The 16,326-nt window shown below is 61.3% G+C and carries 14 protein-coding genes; 5 read left to right on the plus strand and 9 right to left on the minus strand.

Going from position 1 to position 16,326, the window contains the following annotated elements; translation table 11 throughout:
- Positions 1-74 precede the first annotated feature (74 nt).
- Positions 75-287, plus strand: coding sequence for a hypothetical protein (locus tag IMCC20628_RS06235; protein ID WP_047029498.1), 213 nt, complete (start codon positions 75-77; stop codon positions 285-287).
- Positions 288-344: 57 nt separating this feature from the next.
- Here IMCC20628_RS06235 and IMCC20628_RS06240 read toward each other — a convergent pair whose 3' ends face one another.
- Positions 345-953, minus strand: coding sequence for a DUF938 domain-containing protein (locus IMCC20628_RS06240; RefSeq protein WP_047032314.1), 609 nt, complete (start codon positions 951-953; stop codon positions 345-347).
- Positions 954-1,260: 307 nt separating this feature from the next.
- Positions 1,261-2,040 carry a 2OG-Fe(II) oxygenase gene (locus IMCC20628_RS06245; RefSeq protein ID WP_047029499.1) on the minus strand — a complete coding sequence of 260 codons (780 nt, stop codon included), beginning with the start codon at positions 2,038-2,040 and terminating at the stop codon, positions 1,261-1,263.
- Between the two features lie 119 nt (positions 2,041-2,159).
- On the opposite strand from IMCC20628_RS06245, the gene IMCC20628_RS06250 reads away from it, so the two are divergent.
- The 3 genes from IMCC20628_RS06250 (at position 2,160) to IMCC20628_RS06260 (ending at position 4,960) form a co-directional block, all read left to right on the plus strand.
- Positions 2,160-3,065 (plus strand): LysR family transcriptional regulator, encoded by a 906-nt coding sequence (locus tag IMCC20628_RS06250; protein ID WP_052766323.1) that lies wholly within the window; start codon positions 2,160-2,162, stop codon positions 3,063-3,065.
- A 110-nt stretch (positions 3,066-3,175) separates the two neighbouring features.
- Positions 3,176-4,432 (plus strand): D-amino acid dehydrogenase, encoded by a 1,257-nt coding sequence (locus IMCC20628_RS06255; protein ID WP_047029500.1) that lies wholly within the window; start codon positions 3,176-3,178, stop codon positions 4,430-4,432.
- Positions 4,433-4,600: 168 nt separating this feature from the next.
- Entirely contained in the window at positions 4,601-4,960 is a 360-nt protein-coding gene (locus IMCC20628_RS06260) for a hypothetical protein (protein WP_047029501.1), read from the plus strand.
- Positions 4,961-5,069: 109 nt separating this feature from the next.
- Here the strand turns inward: IMCC20628_RS06260 and IMCC20628_RS06265 are convergent, their stop codons facing one another.
- From IMCC20628_RS06265 to IMCC20628_RS06285, 5 genes are all read right to left on the minus strand, one after another.
- On the minus strand, positions 5,070-5,672 hold the full coding sequence (locus IMCC20628_RS06265) for an SDR family oxidoreductase (protein ID WP_197078399.1): 603 nt from the start codon (positions 5,670-5,672) through the stop codon (positions 5,070-5,072).
- Positions 5,673-5,693: 21 nt separating this feature from the next.
- Positions 5,694-6,308, minus strand: a complete 615-nt coding sequence (locus IMCC20628_RS06270) for a glutathione S-transferase (protein WP_047029502.1) — start codon at positions 6,306-6,308, stop codon at positions 5,694-5,696.
- On the minus strand, positions 6,305-7,681 hold the full coding sequence (locus tag IMCC20628_RS06275) for an NAD-dependent succinate-semialdehyde dehydrogenase (RefSeq protein ID WP_047029503.1): 1,377 nt from the start codon (positions 7,679-7,681) through the stop codon (positions 6,305-6,307). Before IMCC20628_RS06275 ends, IMCC20628_RS06270 begins: the two co-directional genes overlap by 4 nt.
- 124 nt (positions 7,682-7,805) lie before the next feature.
- A complete protein-coding gene (locus IMCC20628_RS06280; RefSeq protein ID WP_343123252.1) occupies positions 7,806-8,696 on the minus strand; it encodes a DMT family transporter in 891 nt (296 codons plus the stop codon).
- 124 nt (positions 8,697-8,820) lie between these two features.
- Entirely contained in the window at positions 8,821-10,707 is a 1,887-nt protein-coding gene (locus tag IMCC20628_RS06285; RefSeq protein ID WP_047029504.1) for a PAS domain-containing protein, read from the minus strand.
- A 330-nt stretch (positions 10,708-11,037) separates the two neighbouring features.
- On the opposite strand from IMCC20628_RS06285, the gene IMCC20628_RS24190 reads away from it, so the two are divergent.
- A complete protein-coding gene (locus IMCC20628_RS24190; protein ID WP_052766324.1) occupies positions 11,038-12,090 on the plus strand; it encodes an alpha/beta hydrolase in 1,053 nt (350 codons plus the stop codon).
- Positions 12,091-12,099: 9 nt separating this feature from the next.
- Here the strand turns inward: IMCC20628_RS24190 and paaZ are convergent, their stop codons facing one another.
- A complete protein-coding gene (gene paaZ / locus IMCC20628_RS06295; protein WP_047029505.1) occupies positions 12,100-14,133 on the minus strand; it encodes a phenylacetic acid degradation bifunctional protein PaaZ in 2,034 nt (677 codons plus the stop codon).
- Positions 14,134-14,190: 57 nt separating this feature from the next.
- Entirely contained in the window at positions 14,191-16,254 is a 2,064-nt protein-coding gene (locus tag IMCC20628_RS25770; protein WP_052766325.1) for an FAD-dependent oxidoreductase, read from the minus strand.
- Positions 16,255-16,326 lie beyond the last annotated feature (72 nt).

Below are 16,326 nucleotides of genomic sequence, written 5' to 3' on the forward strand. Positions count from 1 at the left end.
GGCTTGCGAGGGTTTTGCGCGGGCGATGCAGTGTGAGGCATCGACATTCGCCAATCCAACCGCAGGAGAAGACCATGGCCATTTCCATTGCCACCAGCACTGCTCCAGTGGCCTCGCTGGCCCGCAGCATCACCCGGCCCACCGTGGCGGTTCTGAATTGGTTGATCGCCTGGGATGCCAGATGGTGTCAAGCCCAGCGCATGAAGCAGCTCACCAATGAGGAGCGCCGCGATATGGGGTTGCCGCTCCGCATCGAGCGGCCACGTCTGCCCGATTACGGGTGGTGACCCCTGTGGTGAACGCCTGCGGCACAGGACAGGGCGCAATTACGGCCCCCCAACGCCTTACTGCCGCGTGAACACCACGCCGAGATTGTTGGCGGGCATTTCGGTGACGGATGTCAGGGCCATTCCGGATTGCCCGGCAACGCTTTCCACATCCTCAAGCAGGCGAATGCCCCAAGCGGGGTTTCGGGCGCGCAGGCTTGCGTCGAACTCGACATTGCTTGGAACAAGCGGCTGGCCTTGGCGCCGGTAGGGGCCGTAAAGCACCAGTACGCCACCGACGGGCAGAAGCTGGCCCGCGGATGTGAGCAGGCCTTGTGTGGCTGGCCAAGGGCTGATGTGGACCATGTTGATGGCGATCATCGCGTCGGCGCGTTCGACCGGCCAGATCTCGGCCGCAGCGTCGATGTCGAGTGGTGTCAGCACGTTGGGCATGACGTCGGTTTTGGCCCAGTGCTCAATTGAGGCACGGGCTTCCGGTGAGGGATCGGATGGCTGCCAGATCAGGTTTGGAAACAGGCGCGCGAAATGGATGACGTGCTCGCCGGAGCCGCTGGCAAGTTCGAGCACGGTTCCGCTGTCGGGCAGGACATGGCGCAACAGATCGGCGATCGGGTCACGATTGCGAAGCGCGGACGGGCTGGAAAGTCTCGGGTCCTGGTCGGGCATTTCGGGTCCTTGGCGGCTGTGCAGAGAGAGGATGCTGCTGGAGACAGCACGGATATCAACAGCCAGCCTACAATGGACGAGCTGACCATGGATCACAAATGCGAGGCACTCGATTTCACTCATACCCACCGAAAACTCCGGCCAGCCCCGCAGCACTCTCTCTTGCTGCTTGAACATTATCTGTTTCGTACCCCGGATGCGTTTTTTGGCGATGAACACACCAACCGTTAACGCCAGCCCAGCCATTTGCTGTTCTCACAGGAATGGCCCGCCTTGCGATGTCATTTCGATGTCTGGTGGGCTGCAATCAGCCGGTTCGGCCGTAAAAGGTCATGCGGGCCGCCTCGGACAGGGAGACGCCTGGCTCGGTGTTGTAGGCAAGTACCGCGAGCATGCGGGTTCGATCGCCTTCGTTTGGCGCGACGCGGTGCATCGAATTGCGTCCGCGGAAAAACACCAGCGTGCCGGCTTCCGCATTCAGTTGCTCGACTTCTGTCCGGCCATCGAGAATGTCGGCGACAGCGTCGAAATTCATTTCGCCGGCATCGGCATCGCGAACGGCGTTGACATATTCAAACTCGCCGCCGCGTTCGGGCGGCTGAACCATCAGCGTGATGGCAAAGGACGAGTTGTCAAAATGCCAGCCCAGTTCCTGGCCGGTCCTGGCAAAGTGGAGATTGATCGACGACAAGGGATCGGCGTATTCATAGAGCGCGGTCTCGCCCAGCACCTTGCAGAGGAAGTCGCGAAATTCCGGTGCGTTGTAGAGCGTTCTGAGAGCAGATTGCTGCGGCATCAGATCATCGGTGATGCAGCCTTTTGAAGACACGACAAGCCGGTTGCGCGGGTGGTCGGCGTCAAAGTCCGGGTCCTGCGGGCTGAGATAGACCGTGTGTTTGGCGGTGCTGGCGAAAACCTTGTCCTCGTTCTCGCGCCCCTCGGCCTGAATTTCCTCAATCGCTGGCTGCGTCACGAATTGCGGCATCACCAGAATGCCGTGGTCTTCGTATGTCTTGCGGCAGGCGGCGCGAAAGGCAGAAATTTCAATGGGATAGGTGGTCAAGTCAACAATCTGATTCAGGTCCATGATCTGTCCTCAGCAACAGGTTCGAGTGATGGCCTGACAAGCATTACACGGCGCGGAAGAATTGAAATAATTGTATTATCAATGTTTTTAAGAAAGAAAACCTTGGCTTACAAGAGGCGATGAGCAAAATCACGATACGGCAATGCGAGTATTTTCGGGCGGTTGCGCAAACCGGTGGCATCGCGTCCGCGGCGCGGGCAATCGGGATTTCGCAGCCTGCGGTGGCCCAGTCGATCAGCAAGCTGGAGGACATGACCGGGCTTGTGCTGTTCCGGCGCCTTCATGCACGCGGCATGGTGCTGACGGCGCAGGGCACCGAGTTCCTGCGCCATACCGAGGAGTTGCTGGCGTGTGCGGAGCGGGTTGATCAAGCCATCGAAGGCATCGCCGACAATCGGACCGGCACAATCCGGCTTGGCTGCTTTCAATCGATCGCGCCGTTCTGTCTGGCGCGGATCGTGCGCGGCTATCGTGATCTGGCGCCGGGCGTTGTTCTCGAGGTCAAGGAAATGCTGCAGGAGGAGCTGATGGTTGCGATCGGGCAGAACGAACTCGATCTGGCCATCATGTATGATCTCGGGCTGGATCCGGGTCTGTTTGGCTGGCGCGGGCTGTCAGCGGCCAAACCCTATCTCATCGTTCCTGAGGGCCACCGGCTGGCGCACAACACATCGGTGTCGTTGAGCGAGATCGCGTCGGAGGATTACATCCTGTTTGATGCGCCGCGGAGCAGGGAGTATTTCCATTCGATCTTTGCCCATCACGGCATCAGCCCACGCATCGTGTTTCGCTCCGCCTCGATCGAATCTGTGCGGTGCAGTGTTGCCAATGGGCTTGGGGTTTCGTTGCTGGCGATGCGCCCGGTTGCCAATGAGACCTATGACGGTGGCCGGGTGGTGCCGATCGAACTTGAGGAAAACCTGCCGCCAATGCCAATCGTCGCTGCTTACAAAGCGGACCATGCCCCGGGTGCCCTGACGCTGCCGTTTGTCGACTATTGCGAGCAGCTGTTCAAGGAGCTTTAGGCTGCTTGGAACGCGTCCTCCGGCATCGCTTGCAACGCAGGTTATTTACCCTAGGATCGGAATTGATTTGCTTCAGTAAGCGCGTGAAAAGCCGGGAAGGACTGCCAGTCATGAGAGTTGTCGTAATGGGAGCCGGGGTCATTGGCGTCACCACCGCCTATTATCTGGCCAAGGGTGGCGCGGACGTTGTGGTGCTTGACCGGCAGACCGGGCCGGGGCTGGAAACCAGCTATGCCAATGCCGGCGAGCTGAGCTACGGCATGACCTCGCCATGGGCCGCACCCGGCGTGCCGGTGAAGGCGCTCAAATGGCTGTTCATGAAGCGCCGTCCGCTGTTCATCTGGCCGCTAATCAGCCCGACCATGTGGAAGTGGGGGCTGCAGATGCTGCAGAATTGCAACGACGAAAGCTACCGGGTCAACAAGGGACGGATGATGAGAATTTCGAACTATTCGCGCGATGTGATGCCCGAGCTGATCAGCGAGACCGGCATCGACTATGACGGACGTGAGCAGGGCACGCTGCAGCTGTTCCGCAATGCCAAGCAGATGAAGGATTCGCGCGCCGATCAGGAGATCCTCGCGGAATACGACTCGCCCTACGAGGTGCTGGGCCGCGACGCCTGCATCGCGGTTGAACCGGCGCTCAGCGAGGTTCGCAACAAGTTCGTCGGCGGGCTGCGGCTGACGGCCGACCGCACCGGCGATTGCCGCATGTTCACCATGGCGCTGGCGGAAAAATGTGCCGAGATGGGCGTCGAGTTCCAGTATGGCCAGTCGATCAGGGCCATCGCCGTTGAGGACGGCAAGATTGCCGGGGTCGACACCGAGATCGCCGGGCGGATCGAAGGCGACGCCTATGTATGTGCGCTGGGAAGTTTTGGTCCGCGGCTGCTCAAACCCATTGGCGTCAATCTGCCGGTCTATCCGGTCAAAGGCTATTCGGTGACGCTGCCGGTAACTGACGATGCTTTCGCTCCGCAATCGACCATCATGGACGAGACCCACAAGGTGGCGATCACCCGGCTCGGTGACCGCATCCGCGTTGCCGGCACCGCCGAAATCGCCGGGTATTCCAACCGCCTCGGTCCGCATGCCACCGACACGGTCAAACACGTCATCAGCGATCTGTTCCCCAAGGGCGGCGACATCACCAAAGCCGAAGGCTGGACTGGCCTCAGGCCGATGACGCCGGACGGCACGCCGGTGCTCGGGGCCTCGCGCTACGACAATCTCTACCTCAACACCGGTCACGGCACACTGGGCTGGACCATGGCCTGCGGCTCCGGCCGCGCGGTGGCGGATGTGGTGCTGGGCAAGCAGCCGGAGATCTCGTTCGAGGGACTGACGGCGGAGCGGTATGGGTGAGGCACCCATTCGGGTGGATTGCTTGGCCGTCATGTTTGGGGCTCAGTCGAGGCCGATGAAAACGAAACCCTGATTGAGCCTGACGTCGCAATTGACAGTTTTCACAGACAGGTGGATTCTGTTTCGTCAGCCGCAGTGTGCTGATTGGTCTCAACAGAGGTGAATCACATGAAAAGTTTGATTTTGGTCTGTCTTGCGGCAACGCTGGGCATGATGAGTGCGGCACAGGCAGAGGTGACTGCCGGCACCTACACGGTCGAAGGAACCAATCTCGACGGCAGCAGCTATGGCGGCACCGCGACCATCGAGCTCAGCTCCGACACCACCTGCCACATTCACTGGAGCACCGGCACTGAATCTAACGGCATCTGCATGCTTTATGACAATGCATTTGCCGCGGGCTATGTGTTCGAGACTGGCACCGTCGGGCTGGTGGTCTACCAGGTGATGGACGACGGCACGCTTGAAGGCGCCTGGACCATCGACGGTCAGTCCGGCTCGGGTACGGAGAGACTGATCCCGCAGTGATGGACGAGGGCAGGGACCGGCCGGTGCGGTGGCCACGCGTACCACACATTGCATGTCGACACCGGGACCGGAACACTGGGCAGGATCATGGCGTGCGGTTCAAAACCCGCTAAGCCGACTGCATGTTCAGCGCCTTCCCATCATACCGGCCTGTCGTTGCAGCTTGCGCCAGCACATGCGCCACATCGGCGCGGGAGGCCTTGGCGGTCTTGTCAACGTCATCGCCGAGGATCACATCCGTGCTGCGACCGTCATCGGTCAAGGCCACCGGGCGCAGGATGGCATAGGTCAGGCCTGAAGCCTTGAGGTGTTCGTCGGCCTCGTGCTTGGCCTTGAGGTAATGAGCCAGGTCGCCTTCGGGATTGGACTGGTCGGCGCCGACGGAGCTCAGCATCACGAAGCGGCTGACACCGGCTTCAACCGCCAGATCGACCAGACGCTTGGCGCCATCGCGATCGACCTTGTCGGTCATGTCCGGGCCGGTGGATCCGCCGGAACCGGCGGCGAAGATGACGGCGTCCATGCCATCGCAAACGCCCGATTGCAGATCAGTCAGATCACCGTGGCGCAGGCTGACGCCCTTGGGGAGATCGCTGGTGTCGGAGCTTTCGCGCACCAGCGCCGTGGGTGTGTGGCCCTGATCAACGAGGTCCTGGACCAGTTGCAGACCGGTTGTGCCGGTTGCGCCGGCGACAAGAATGTTCATGCTCATGATGTGTTCCTTCAGATTGGGTCAGTTGGGCGGCGCCATCGGGCCTGCGGCCCTGGTTGCCGCGATATAGCCGGGCTGCTCCTGCAGCGTCTTCCAGTAACCAGCGATTTGCGGGTGACCGCCGAGCAGGCCGAGTGTTTCGAGAAGCGCCAGAATGTAGGAGATCTGGATGTCGGACAGCGTCAGCCTGGTGCCGAACAGCAGCGGACCTTCGCCCAGTTCCCCGGTGATATAGTCGAGATGCTTGCCGAGCGCTGCCTTGGCCTTCTCCGGCACGTCCTTGCCTTGAAAGGCAGGCATGATCGCCTGCATGACGACTTCGGCAAAAGACGCCTCGACATAATCAAACAGCGCTTCGTGCCGCCAGAAGGCCCTTGTGCCGCGCGGCGGTTGGTGGCTGTAGTCGCCATATTTGGCGATCAGATAGCGCAGGATCGTCGACGATTCCGCGATCATCTCGCCATTGTCCTCGATCACCGGAGATTTTCCCAAGGGATGAATTTTGGACAAGGCCTCCGGCGCGCGAAACTCGGAATTGCGATCATAGTCGATCCGCTCGCAAGGCTGCTCGAGGTCTTCGAGCAGCCAGAGCACCCGGGTGGCGCGGGAGAATTTCAGAGCGTGGAGCGTGATCATGGCAGGAAGATCGCTTTGGTGTTGACGAATTCCTTCATACCGAAGCCGCCATGTTCGCGGCCATAGCCGGAATCCTTGACGCCGCCAAAGGGCATGTTCGGATCGGCTGCGCCAAAGGTGTTGATGCGGATCATGCCGGTGTCGAAGTGCTCGCGGGCCAGTTTCAGCGCACGCTCTTCGTTCTTGGAAAAAATGCCGCCGCCCAGGCCATAGCGGCTTTCATTGGCCAGCCGCATGGCGTCCTCGTCATCCTTGGCGCGGATGACCGAGGCGACTGGGCCGAAAATCTCGTCGTCATAGGCAGGCATGCCCGGTGCGAGGTCCGCCAGCACCGTGGCCGGATAGTAGGCGCCCGTCCGGTCCGGCGCCTGTCCGCCGCAGAGCACAGTGGCGCCCTTGGCCACACTGTCATCGACTTGGCTTTTGACAGTGTCGAACTGGTCCTGGCTCGACAGCGGGCCGAGCTGGCTGTTCTCGTCTGTGGGATCACCCATAGTGATGTTTTTCATCTGAGCGACGAAGGCGTCGACAAATGCGTCATAGACCTTGTCGGTAACGATGAAGCGCTTGGCAGACACGCAGGTCTCACCATTGTTGTAGAGACGTCCCATGACCGAAAACTTGACGGCCGTCTCAATGTCGGCGTCTTCGAGCACCAGATAGGCGTCGTTCGAGCCGAGCTCGAGCACGGTCTTCTTCAGCGCCTTGGCCGCCACGGAGCCGATGTGGCGTCCGGCACCATCGCTGCCCGTCATCGTGACGCCACGGACCTTCGGGTGCACGATCAGCTTGTCGCTGACATCATGGTCGATCAGGATCACCTGGAACAGATCCTCTGGCAGGCCGGCCTCGATGCACAATTCACGCAGACGCAGGCCGGAGCCGGTGCAGATGCTGGCGTGCTTGAGCATGCAGCCATTGTCGGCCATCAGGTTGGCAGCGAGCACGCGGACTGGCTGGTAAAGCGGAAAATTCCACGGCTGGATCGAATAGATCACGCCGATTGGTTGGTAGCTGACCACACCGCGCTTTTGCTTTGGGCCGTGCGTGCGTTCTTCGTCAGCCAGCAAATCAGGGCCGTTATTGGCGGTGTATTCAAAGATCGCCGCGCAGATTTCGACTTCGGTGAGGCCGTCCCTGATGAGCTTGCCGGTTTCCCGTGTCATCAGGGCTGCCAGCTCATCGGCATTGTCGCGCAGCTTTTGCGCAATCTTGTTCAGATAGGGCGCGCGGTCTGCATGGGACAGCTTGCGCCATTCCAAAAACGCCGCGTGGCATGCCTCTAGCCGATCAGTCGCTTCAGCCTCGCTCATCCGATCGTAGGTCTGGATTTCCTCTTCGGTGGCGGGATTGATTGTGGTGATCGTTGACATGCTTGCTCCTTTAAAAACTTGGGCAATCAACGAACGGCGCTGCGATAAGTTCCTTGCTGAAGCTGTTTCAGAGGCGCTTGACGTCGGCCAGCGTCGTTTCCGCACCAAGTCGCAAGCTCTTCGATCAACTTGCCACCCTGTGCTCCCTCCAGATGATGAAGACGCCGCTGGCGATGATCACTGCTGCACCGACGAAGGTCAGCGCGTCGGGGATCTCGTTCCAGAACAGCCAGCCCAGCAGCGTGGCCCAGATGATGGCCGAGTAGTCCAAGGGGGCGACGACGACGGCGGGGGCTAAGCGGAAGGCCTGGGTGATCATGGTCATGCCGGCGGTGCCGAATATGGCGACGGCGACGAACAGCCAAAGGTCTTCAGGCCTGACCGGGTTCCAGATGAAGGGGACGATGAACAGGCTGATGGCGGCACCGGTTCCGGTCATGTAGAGCAGCAGGGTCCAGACGCTCTCGCGGCTGTCGACCCAGCGAGCCGACAGCATCAGTACCGCGTAGACGAAGGCGGTGGCGATGGGCAGCAGCGAGACGGTCTGGAAGGTTGAGCTGCCGGGCCGGACGGCAATCAGCACACCGGCGAAGCCGACGAGGACGGCGAGCCAGCGCTTCCAACCGACCTGCTCGCGCAGAAACAGCGCCGAAAGCGCGGTGATGAACAGTGGTGCGACAAAGACCAGCGCCGTGGCTTCGGCCAGGCCCATATAGGTGATGGAAGTGAAGAACAGGAAGGTTGCGCCGACCCAGAGCCCACCGCGCAGGAAATGTGCCAGCGGCCGGTGCGAGCGCAAGGCTGCGCCGCCGCCCATCTTCCATGCGATCATAATGGCGAAGGGCAGGGCGATCAGATTGCGCAGAAACTGGATCTGAAACGGCGAGTAGTGCGCTGTGAGGGTTTTGGCCAGCGCGTCGTTGACGCAAAGACAGGCGATGCCGACGGACATCAGGAGGATGCCCGCCGAGGTTTGGGTCGGCGATTGTGTCGGTGCTGGCTGCAAGATTCTCACCCCGGGGCTGGTGGTGCGAGACTAACAGCATCGGTTTGAAAATCGAGCGCGGTTTTGAAGTTCGGGATAATCGGGGACAGTTTGCTCTTGGAGTTTGTCCAAAAGCAAACTGTCCCCGATTGTATCAGCCGGCGGGCAGCGGCAAAGAGAGGCGGCAGTAGAATGTGGGGTCGATTTCGGTGGTGACCTTGCCGCGCCATTTGGCCTCAATCAGCTGATGGATCAGCTTGGTGCCGAAGCCGGTGCTGGGCACCGGAGCGGCCGGCTGGCGTTTGCCGTCGCTCCAGGTCAGCACGAAATGCTGTTTGGCGTCTTTAGTTTCGATCACCCAGCTCAGCGAGACCTGGCCTTCATCGCCGGCAAAGGCGCCATATTTGCTGGAATTGGTCGCCAGTTCGTGCAGCACCAGGCCAAGATCGAAACACAGATCCGCCGGCAGGATGACATCGCGGCCACTGATGTCGACCCGGCCCTGAAACGGTTCCAGCGTCTGCGCCACCAGATCGCGGAGGCTGGATTTGGTCCAGCCGTCATTGGAAATCAGCAGGTTGGATTTCGACATTTGCGCCAGCCGTTGTTCGAACTTGGTCTTGGCATCGGTGAGGCTTTCGGACTTGCGCACGGTCTGATTGAAGATCGAGGTGACGAATTGCAGCATGTTGCCCGACCGGTGGGCGATCTCGCGCACCAGCAGGGTCTGGCGCTTGGCGGATTGGTGCTGACGGTGGCAGCTGGCGATCAGGTTTGCCACAGTCACCAGAAAGGCAATCTGGCCCTCGTCAAAATCGCGCAGCTGAGTGTCGTGCACGCCGATGACGCCAAAGGGCCGCGAGCCGGTGCCGGGGATGGTGACGCTCATGCCGCCGCGCACGCCGTGCTGATGCAGCAGCGGCGGGCCGTCGAACCGTGTCTCGGTCTGCAGGTCGGGGACCACCACAGGACCTTCCACCGACAGGGTGTAACCGGCCTGGGAGGCCAGTTCGACACCGACGGTGGCCTTGCCGACCAGGCCCTCGTTCCAGCCGACACCAGCGGCGAGCCAGAGATGATCCGCCTGATCTGCAAAGGGCAGTATCTTGGCCAGCGGCACTTCCAGCACCTCGGCCACAAGCGCGATTGTGCGGTCCATGAATGCCTGGAACGAGCCTTCCGTCAGCGCCAGCGCACCGATTTGGCTCAGCGCCTCCTGCCGCGCCAGTTGCCGGGTCTTTTCCCAGGCTTCACGCAAACCAGCGGTGATGTCGCGGGAGATCACCAGATAGCCGGTGGGCTTTCCTTCAGCATCGTTGATCAGCGACAGCATCTCGTCCCAAGTGGTCAGCGTGCCGAAGCGGCTGACAAAATCTGCGGAGAAGCGGCCGGAGCCGGTGTTTTGCGCGGATTCGGCCGCCGCCAGCGCGGCCTCGCGGTCGGCCGGCTGCCAGAAGTCAAAATAGTTCATTCCCAGCGCGTCGTCCTGGGAAGCCAGTTCAAGGCTGGAGCAGCCGCAGGGGTTGATCGAACGCAGCGTGCCGTCAAGGTCAAGCAGCTTGATGCAGTCCTTGGAGTTGCGCAGGATCGACTGGGTCAACTGGTTGCTGGTGTCGCGCTCGCGCTCGCTCTGGCGCTGCTCGGTGATGTCATCAATGGTGTTGATGGCGCCGATCATCTGGCCCTTGCCATCTCGGATCGGCCGCGGCGAGATGCGCACATGTTTCCGGCCGCCGTCGGGACGTTCGACAAGGATCTCCTGATCGCCGACCGATGCGCCGGTCTTGACACAGACGGCCATCGGGCAGTCTTCATGAGCCAGCAGTGTTCCATCGAGACGCCGCATCCGCAAGGAGCCGCACCACAGGCTGACCCCGACCTCAGGCTTGCGACCCCATAGCTCGACAGCTGCCGGGTTGAAATAGGTGATGATGCCGTTGCGATCAGTGGTGTAGACCGCGCAGGCCATGGCATCGAGAAGCGGGCGCGAGGTTTCAAGTCCTTCGCGGTCAGACAGGCTGGAGACGGTCGTGATGGACATGGCCGATGATCCCCTAACTGCGTGCAACGCCCCGAGGTACAGGGCCAATCCTTGCAGTAAGTGTAATATGCATCAGTGGATGCCGGATTCAATGGTGTTGTTGAGTTGTCGATGAGGGTTTGTGGAGATTTTGTGACCGGAAGCCATTTACGCAGGCCCTTGCAAGGTCATCTCCCATGCGCATTTATCCCGTGCAGTTTGATATTCGGATGCTGCCTCACCGGCTTGGGCAGGGGGGCAGGCAAACCGGTTGTTTACCCTTTGAATGTACAACAAAGCGACTGTTTGAGTTGGTCTTGAAAGTGTCCGGATTTGCATAAATTTGGCAGAATGGTTTTTCTTACACTGGTCGCGATTATCATTCTGGCCATGCTGGTGTTGGCCGGCTTCAGGATGAGTGCGTGGTGGCGGGAAACGGCTGCCGCCGAAGCGCTTGCTCCGGTCAATGGCCAGTTCGTCGAAACCGGTCTTGGCACCATCCATGTTTCTGTCTGGGGGAATGACAACCCGAAAACGGTGGTGATGACCCACGGTATGGCCGCATGGGGCGGGCTTTGGCAGGAAACGGCTGAAGTGCTTCAGTCTGCCGGATACCGGGTGATCGCAGTGGACATGCCGCCATTCGGTTTTTCGAACAGGGACGACACCGATTTCTCCCGAAGCAGGCAGGCTCAACGGCTGAAGGCCCTGGAAACCGCGCTGGACCTGAAAGACTATTTCCTGGTTGGTCATTCCTATGGCGGCGGCATCGCTCTTGAGATGGCGCTGCTGCATCCGGAGAATGTCAGGGCTCTGGTTCTGGTGGCGCCGGTGATCGGTCTGGAGCCGGAAGATATGTCCGATGTGGTGCCCGCAGAGCCCGGCATGGCGCAGAATCTGCTCGGCAACGACATGATCGCCGAGGCTCTGGTCAGCCTTTCGATCACCAATCCGCTGGCGACGTCGTTTCTGACCAAGCAATTCATGCATCGCAAGGTTGCGCTGACCCAACGGCATATCGACATACTGCAGCAGCCGATGCGGCTTAAGGGCAATACGCCTCACATGGTGGGCTGGCTTCGCCAGTTTCTTTCGGGTGACCCGGATGCTGTCAGCCCGAAGCGGTCGCGCGTTGCCAATGCGCGGCTGCCGATCAGCCTGATCTGGGGCGAAGAAGACGTTGTGACGCCGATTGTCCAGGGCGATGAGCTGAGCCGGGTGCGTCAGCCGGTGCGGTTCACGCGGCTGGCAGATGTCGGCCACATGCCGCAACTGGAAGCGCCGAATGTTTTTGCGAAGGTGCTTGTTGAAACGCTAGTTGATTTCAATGTTGCCGCCGAGCTTGAACTGCGCGGCGCTATGCAAGAAACGGAGCCCGACACCACCGCGGTATCGGGCAACTAAGCCCCGGCGTCAGCCATATTCATTCATCGTGTGCAGCTCGTATTCGGCCACATCGTCACCGTCCTGATTGACCACCGCGACATGCCAGCGGACTTCGCCGTATTCGTCGGTGCGACGGGTCTTGCGCTTGACTGTGAGCGCCACAGAAATAGCGTCGCCGGGTGAGACGGGTTTCATGAATTTGAGGCCGTCGAGCCCGGTGTTGGCCAGAACCGGGCCGGGGTCAGGTGAGACGAACAGGCCGGCGGCGAAGGACAGAAGCAGATAGCCGTGGGCGACGCGACCGGGGAAGAACGGGTTGGCCTTGGCTGCTTCCTCGTCCATGTGGGCGTAGAAGGTGTCGCCGGTGAAGTGGGCGAATTTTTCGATGTCCTCAAGCGTGACCGTGCGCGGGCCGGCCTCAATGGTGTCGCCGATGGCGAGCTCGTCGAATGTTCGGGTGAAGGGGTGAGCCGAGGTTATTGGCTTGGCTGCGCCCTTGACCCAGGTGCTGGTGATACCGGAGATGATGTCGGGGCTGCCCTGGATGGCGGTGCGCTGCATGTAATGCATGACGCCACGGATGCCGCCGAGTTCCTCGCCGCCGCCGGCGCGTCCGGGGCCGCCGTGAACCATGTGCGGCAGCGGCGACCCGTGGCCGGTGGCTTCCTTGGCGCTATCGCGGTTGTTGACATAGATGCGGCCATGGGCGGCACCGGCATCCATCAGCAGAGACCGCGCGACAGCGGGATCATGGGTGATCACCGAGGCGACGAGGCTGCCGCGGCCGCGGTTCATCAGCTGGCCGGCATGGGCGAGATCGCGGTAGGGCATCAGCGTTGCCACCGGGCCGAAAGCCTCGACTGAGTGCACGGCATTGGCGGTGTCGGGATCGTCGCAGGCAAACAGCATTGGCGGGACGAAGGCGCCCTTGGCCTTGTCGGCGCCGTCGACTTCGAAGTTGTCCGGATCGCCGGTCAGCACCCGGCATTCGGCAGCAATCTGGCGGGCCTTGTCGAGTACATCGGCTTTCTGGGCGGCCGACGCCAGCGCACCCATGCGGGTGGTCTCCAGCGCCGGGTCGCCGATGCGGGTCTTGCCGAGCTTTTCGGCAATCGTCTCGCCGACCGGACCCAGCAGCGCCTGAGGCACGATGATGCGGCGGATGGCGGTGCACTTTTGGCCGGCCTTGGCGGTGATCTCGCGGACGGCTTCCTTGACCAGAATATCAAATTCCGGGCTGCCTTCGGTCACGTCCGGACCAAGAACGGAGGCGTTGAGGCTGTCCTGCTCGGCGACGAAACGGACGCTTTTTTTCAGCAGGATCGGATTGGAGCGCAGCATCAGCGCTGTCTTGGCCGAGCCGGTGAAGCCGACCACGTCCTGATAGTCCAGCCGGTCGAGCAGATCGCCCAGACCGCCCGAAACCAGCTGCAGCGCACCTTCGGGCAGAATGCCGCTCTCGATCATGCGGCGGACGGCTTGCTCGGTGACATGGCAGGTGGCGGTGGCCGGTTTGACGATGGCCGGCATGCCGGCCAGCAAAGTGGGGGCAAGCTTTTCGAGCATGCCCCAGACCGGGAAATTGAAGGCATTGATGTGAACCGCGACGCCCTGTAGCGAGGTGGCAACGTGCTGGCCGACGAAGGTGCCATTGCGCGAGAGCGTTTCCAGATCGCCATCGACATAGATGTGGCCATCAGGCATTTCGCGGCGGCCTTTTGAGGCGTAAACCAGCATGGTTCCGATGCCGCCGTCGATGTCGATCATCGAGTCGGGCTTTGTGGCGCCTGTTGTGTAGGACAGCGCGTAAAGCTCATCCTTGAACTTGCCGAGTTCCAGCGCCAGCGCTTTCAGCATGCGGGCGCGGTCGTGAAAGCTCATCGCTCGAAGTGCGGGGCCGCCCTTGGTGTGGGCGAAATCGATCATGGCTTGGGTGTCGAGCGACGACTGGCCGGCAATCGCTAGGGGCTCTCCGGTGACAGCACTTGCAATGGCGCGGGCTCCGTCATCGGCCGGTTTCCAGTGTCCGGCCAGATAGCTGTTCACATTGATCAAACCCATGTCTCTCTCCCTACTGGCGGCGGTCCGCCTGCCGTCTTGCGTGCTGTGTGACGCGCGCTATCGCTTGAAGACGCCGGAGGCTTTCCAGGAGCCGGTGCTTTGCTCCTCGATGGCAGCAAAGGCTTCGCGCATCCGGTCCATGCCGGTCTCCTCGGCCCAGAACATTGGGCCGCCGAGATGTTTGGGGAAACCATAGCCCTCGGTCCAGACAATATCGATGGCGGTGTCGCTGGTGGCGATACCCTCTTCGAGGATCAGATTGGCCTCGTTGACGATGGCAGCCATGATGCGGATGACGATCTCGTCAGCAGTGAAGGTCTGCCTGCCGGAGCCATGCTCTTCGCGCCAGTCGGTAACCAGGGCTTCGACCTCGGGGTCGCGGGCGCCTGCCACCTCGGTATGATCGTACCAGCCCTTCTTTGCCGGGCTGCCACGGCCCTGACGGCCCAATTCGCAGAGCTTGTCGGCGATATCGACATAGCGGCCGGGCCAGGTGCCTGCGGCCAGCTGGCGCTTGCGGTTGGCCCAGCTGATCTGCAGCCCTGTCAGGTCCTGCAATTCGTAAGGCCCCATCGGCATGCCGAGGCCGCGCATGGCGGTATCGACCTCATAGGGCGATGCGCCATCGGCGACCATGTAATCGGCCTGGCGGCGATAGGCGGAGAGAATACGGTTGCCAATAAAGCCGTCGCAGACGCCGGTTTCGACCGGGATCTTGCCGAGGCCGCGGGCGAAGGCAAAGGCGGTCGACATGGTCTGATCAGTTGTGACCGAGGTGCCGACAACTTCGACCAGCTTCATGATGTTGGCGGGCGAGAAGAAATGCAGGCCGAGGAAACGGCCAGGCCCGGGCATGCCTTCGCTGATCATGTTGGGATCGAGATAGGAGGTGTTGGTGGCGATCAGCGCTGTCTCGGACATGACATCCGCCAGCTGCTTGAACACCGCACGCTTGACGTCGGGGTCCTCGAACACGGCTTCGATGGCGATGTCGGCGTCACGGGCCACCGCGTAGTCTGCGCCGGCGGAGAAGGCTGCGCGACGGGCCTCGGCCTTGGCTTCGGTGATGCGGCCCGAGGCCAGATCTTTGGCAATGATGGCCTCGACGCGGCCGCGTCCGGCGTCAGCACTTTCGACATCACGTTCAAGCAGGGTGACGCGGTGGCCAGCGGCGAGGCTGGCGGCTGCGATGCCTGCGCCCATCAGGCCGCCACCGACGATGGCGACGTGATTGATTTCGGCGGGCTGAAACGCTTTCAGACGCTCTGGCCTTGTTACCGAGCGGCTGGCAAAGAACAGGCGGCGCAGTGCGCGGGATTGGGCGCTGGTGCGAAGATCGAGATGGGTCTGGCGTTCGATCCTGCTGCCTTCCGCAAACGACAGGGTAGCGGCCTGCGCGGTGGTTTCGAGCGCGATCATCGGGGCGTTGGAGCCCTTGGCTGATTTGGTGATTTCCGCCTTGAGAGCTGTCAGGTCAGCGTTTTCAACTGTGCGGACAGAGGTGTTTTGCGGTCGGGCAGGTAGGGCGTCGCGGAAGGTGGCAATCGCCGCCATGGGATCGCCTGAAAAGACGAGATCCAGTCCGCCGAACTCTTCAAAGGTTTTGGCCGTGACCGGCTTGCCATTGGCGGCCATGCGCGCGGCGCGTTCCAGTCCGATGACGCGAGGCAGACGCTGGGTGCCGCCGGCGCCGGGGATCAGGCCGAGGTTGACTTCGGGCAGGCCGAATTTGGTCTTCTCATCAGCAATGCGCCAGGCGCAGGCCAGCGCCAGTTCCAGCCCGCCACCGAGAACTGTGCCGTGCATGACGGCGATGAACGGTGTGGCACTGGCTTCGATGGCATCAAGCACATCGGGAAGATGTGGCAGCGGTGGCGGTCCGGCGAATTCAGAGATGTCACCGCCGGCCACGAATGTGCGTCCGGCGCAAACGATTGCGGCGGTGATGCATTTCGCTTCATTGACCAGTTTCAGCGCATCCATCAGTCCTTTGCGGACACTCACCGAGAGCGGATTGACCGGCGGATTGTCGATGGTGACCAAGGCGTGGCCGTTCTCGATGACGACATCAACAACCTTTGTGCCCGGACCTGATTGTGGGGTGGCGGAACGGGTGGTCACGATGGCGGCTCCTCGAGAATTTTCGGCAAATCTGACGGTGAATGATGGTGGATTATTAATTGACCAACCGGT

Origin of the sequence: Hoeflea sp. IMCC20628 (assembly GCF_001011155.1) — a bacterium.
In the GTDB taxonomy this organism is placed as follows: Bacteria; Pseudomonadota; Alphaproteobacteria; order Rhizobiales; family Rhizobiaceae; genus Hoeflea.